General features: G+C 62.4%; 1 protein-coding gene and 1 pseudogene. Both read right to left on the reverse strand.

What is annotated here, in order from left to right:
- A pseudogene (locus tag ACLIIZ_RS21245) lies at nucleotides 1–131 on the reverse strand (IS91 family transposase); the annotation flags it as partial.
- Nucleotides 132–136: 5 nt separating this feature from the next.
- A partial coding sequence (locus ACLIIZ_RS21085; protein ID WP_416695667.1) for a tyrosine-type recombinase/integrase occupies nucleotides 137–1011 on the reverse strand: 875 nt, incomplete at its 5' end.

Genomic DNA, 1011 nt, shown 5'->3' on the forward strand with positions numbered 1-1011 from the left:
CCGCCGAGCGCTGCGGTACGGCAGGCAAGAATGGCCCGCCAGACCTTGGCCGCGCCACGCGGCAGTTCATGGCTGGCGAGATAGGCCGGACCGAAGGCGGACAGCACCTCGGCCAGGCCGGCCGGGGCCACAGACCTTAGCCGAGTGTCAGCAACTCAAGCGGGGAAGTGGTGCCGGTCAGATGGCTTCGGGCCAGATGAAAGTAGCGCATGGTCGTGCCGACATGGCCATGGCCCAGCAGGCGCTGAATGGTGTGAAGATCGACACCCGCTTCCAGCAGATGCGTGGCAAAAGCGTGGCGCAATGAGTGAATGCCGCCACCGTGTTCAATGCCGGCCGCTTCGCGGGCAGCATGGTAACTGCGCTGTACTGTTGAGTGGTCAATCGGGCCGTTGCCGGCCCGGTTGGGAAAGAGCCACCCTCTCGGACGGCAAGCCTGCCAGTACAGGCGCAGGATTTCCAGTAGGCGGGGTGAAAGCAAGGTGTAGCGATCCTTGCCGCCCTTGCCCTGGCGCACTTTGAGACACATGCGTTCGGGCGAGGATTCGATGTCGGTCAGCTGCAGGGTGCAAACTTCGGACAAACGTAGGCCGGCGGCGTAGGTCGTGGTCAGCAAGGTCCGGGCGCGAATGTCGCGGCTGTGGGCGAGCAGATGGCTGACTTCTTCACGCGTGAGTATCTGCGGCAGGCGCTGGGGCACCTTGGCCATCGGAATCTCGAAGGCGGTATCGCGTTGGCCGAGAACGACGGCAAAGAGAAAGCGGATGGCGCAGACCGCTTGATTGACGCTGGCGTAAGCGAGTTTCCGTTCGGTGATCAGGTGCAGCAAATAGGCCTGGATGGCCGCCGTGTCGAGCGTATCCGGTGATCGCCCGTAGTGTTTTGCGAGCTTGCTGACACAGTTCAGGTAAGTCTCTTGGGTCCGCTGGGCAAAGCCCCGTAGAACCATCGCCTCGGTCATCCGCTGTCTGAGTGTGCTCATGTCCTTCTCCTCTTCTGACTCGGGAACAT

Origin of the sequence: Azonexus caeni (assembly GCF_048146105.1) — a bacterium.
GTDB lineage: Bacteria > Pseudomonadota > Gammaproteobacteria > Burkholderiales > Rhodocyclaceae > Azonexus > Azonexus aromaticus_B.